We start from the raw sequence: 2,737 nt of genomic DNA, 5'->3' as shown, positions 1-2,737 counted from the left end.
TCAAGTCATTGCTCACCGTTGTGCTTACCTTAATGGATTAATCTTTGCTCGCTAAATAAAAAGTGGGATGCTCCCAAAGAATGTGCTAACCAAAGTAACAATGACAATCCCTAAACCAATTGGTCCCACTGCGATTACCTGGGGTAAACTTAATTGTAATCCTAATAAAATAATTGCTAATCGGAGAATGCGTTTAAGAGTGAAAGTAATTCCTGGTTGAAATATTTTTGGAGTTCCAATTGTGTTTTTGACTACAATTCCTAGCAAAATTGCCAGAATTAATGCACTTAAAAATGAAAGGGATGGAATTTTTTTCAGAGAAGTAGCGAAAAGTGCAAGTCCAGATGTGAGTAATAAACCTGGTATTACTACTTTTAATTGAAAAGGTTTTGGGAATGGGGTTGTAATCTGTGTAGGTGGATTATCCATTGCTGTTTTTTTAATTTTCAATTTTGAGGAATGTAGAATAAGGAATATTTAGACAATAATTAGATGTAATCAAGTTCTGGATTTCGAGCTATGATTTCAGAGATTTCATCTTCTTCAGAAATAGAAACTTGAAAGACATCTTTCATGAATTGATAATATGCAGTGTATAAACGGATTAATCCATCATCTTCAACGATAAAAAAAGGAGCAGATTGTACTTGATATTTATTTGCCAAAGTAAATCCTTCACTTGTTGCTTGACGTTCATCAGCAGAAATAATCTCATCGATTCGATGGAGCAAATCTAAGCTTTCAAGTTCATTCAAAACTCTTGCAGATTTACGACATAGATTACCATCAGTTTTGATTTTTGTAACTAGCTTAATGTACATTCTTCTCAGGAATAATTAGTATGAAAAGTGTTGTATAGATGTAGTATTTTACATCTATACAAACTCATTTTAATTAGACAAATTACTTGTTGTTTTGTGTCAAATTAATTTCATGAAACCCACATTCTTTATCTGCTGCTTCTTCCCACCACCAACGACCAAGACGCTCATGTTGATTTGGTAAAATTGCTTTAGTACAGGGTTCGCAACCAATGCTATTAAAACCTTTTGCATGTAACTGATTATAAGGAATTTCATTCTTTTGAATGTATTGCCAAACTTGAGCAGAAGTCCAATTACTTAGGGGGTTAAATTTGATTAGGGTATTTTTTGCTGTGGAAAAAGCTGTATCAATCTGAATTACGGGAACACTCGCACGGGTTTCAGGATTTTGGTCTTTTCGTTGTCCGGTTATCCAAGCATCAAGAGTTGCTAGTTTGCGACGTAGCGGTTTAACTTTACGAATAGCGCAGCATTCTTTATGACCATCTTCATAGAAGCTGAAAAATCCTTTTTCTCTGACTAATTTTTCGACTTCGGCAGCATCAGGAAAAATCACATCTATTTTAATGCGATATTGTTTGCTAATCCTGTCAAAAAATTGATAAGTTTCAGGATGCAGACGACCTGTATCAATAGAAAATACTTGAATATCTTTTTTGATTTTTGCTGCCATATCAATCAAGACTACATCTTCAGCACCACTAAAAGAAATAGCAATGTTGTCAAATTCTATGAGTGCTAGTGCAAGTATTTCTTGTGGGCTTTTTGTGGCATATTCTAATTCTAGTTGGATAACTTTATCTTCAGTCATGGATATAGAATTTACTTGAGACATGAGTGTTTCCTCTTTTGATTAATTAGTTTGTAGTTGTGGCAAGTGGTTAGGAAAAGTTAAATATATATCGTCATTGCGTAGCTTGCGTCTTCGCAAGGAAGCAATCCCAAAGTTTTGGAGTTTTCAGCAATCCCTAGATACTTTTGCACTACTACTTATGTTCAGAAATTTGTATTGATAGCTGAAATTAAACTTGTGCTAATTGCATCGAAGCAACCAGAATTTCGGCAACTTCAGGACGAGAAAACTCTGGTGGTGGAGTCTTGCCACTTCTCAACATTTCCCGCACTTTTGTACCTGATAGATGTATTCTTTCTTCTTTACTACTGGGGCTAGTTTTACCTGTAGCCATTGATTGGGTACGAGTACAATAAAAAGCATGTTCAAACTTCAATGGTGTAATTTCTAACTCATCTTTGCTAAATTCATCAAAGATGTACTGTGCGTCATAAGTACCGTAATAATCCCCAACTCCAGCATGGTCACGTCCGACGATGAGATGGGTACAGCCGTAGTTTTGGCGTGCGATCGCGTGCATGATTGCTTCCCTTGGTCCTGCGTAGCGCATAGCAGCAGGAAAAACACTTAAACATACGCGACTTTGTGGGTAATATTTTTCCATCAGTACCTGATAGCACTGCATCCGCACGTCTGCTGGAATATCATCAGATTTTGTTTGACCCACCAAAGGATTAATAAATAAGCCATCAACGACTTCTAGAGCAATTTTGGTGATATATTCATGGGCGCGATGGATAGGGTTACGAGTTTGAAATGCTACAATTGTATTCCATTCGCGTCTAGCAAACTCAGTTCTTGTTGCCTCTGGAGTTAGACGATAACCGAGGAAATCTGCGTAGGGAATAGGATTAATGAGCGCGATCGCACCTCCCAAATATACTTCTCCTTCCTGACGCATGGATTGAACACCTGGATGAGCTTCGTCTTTTGTAGCGTAGACTTTTTCTGCTTCTAAATCTTGGTCTGGCTGAAACTTACTAGTAAGTAACCAGACAGAATTAATTACAATACTGATTTTTGGATATCTTTGATAGGTAATAATTTCAGCCCAAGTTTT

4 protein-coding genes are annotated in these 2,737 nt (G+C 36.7%); all 4 read right to left on the bottom strand.

Annotated elements, in window-relative coordinates:
• Positions 1 to 51 precede the first annotated feature (51 nt).
• Positions 52 to 429 carry a putative sulfate exporter family transporter gene (locus tag CK510_RS28985; RefSeq protein ID WP_095724921.1) on the bottom strand — a complete coding sequence of 126 codons (378 nt, stop codon included), beginning with the start codon at positions 427 to 429 and terminating at the stop codon, positions 52 to 54.
• A 59-nt stretch (positions 430 to 488) separates the two neighbouring features.
• A complete protein-coding gene (locus CK510_RS28980) occupies positions 489 to 821 on the bottom strand; it encodes a hypothetical protein (RefSeq protein ID WP_095724920.1) in 333 nt (110 codons plus the stop codon).
• Positions 822 to 903: 82 nt separating this feature from the next.
• Entirely contained in the window at positions 904 to 1,659 is a 756-nt protein-coding gene (locus CK510_RS28975) for a phosphoadenylyl-sulfate reductase (RefSeq protein ID WP_211293343.1), read from the bottom strand.
• Between the two features lie 187 nt (positions 1,660 to 1,846).
• A partial coding sequence (gene sat / locus CK510_RS28970; RefSeq protein WP_143289497.1) for a sulfate adenylyltransferase occupies positions 1,847 to 2,737 on the bottom strand: 891 nt, incomplete at its 5' end.

The organism is Brunnivagina elsteri CCALA 953 (genome assembly GCF_002289455.1).
GTDB classification, from domain to species: domain Bacteria; phylum Cyanobacteriota; class Cyanobacteriia; order Cyanobacteriales; family Nostocaceae; genus Brunnivagina; species Brunnivagina elsteri.
The sequence above is the reverse complement of the archived record's forward strand: the minus strand, read 5'-3'. Positions and strand labels throughout refer to the sequence as shown.

Bases quoted from the DNA above. Each gene is read 5' to 3' on its own strand.
- CK510_RS28975 (WP_211293343.1), bottom strand. From the start codon at position 1,659: ATGTCTCAAGTAAATTCTATATCCATGACTGAAGATAAAGTTATCCAA.
- CK510_RS28985 (WP_095724921.1), bottom strand. From the start codon at position 429: ATGGATAATCCACCTACACAGATTACAACCCCATTCCCAAAACCTTTT.
- CK510_RS28980 (WP_095724920.1), bottom strand. From the start codon at position 821: ATGTACATTAAGCTAGTTACAAAAATCAAAACTGATGGTAATCTATGT.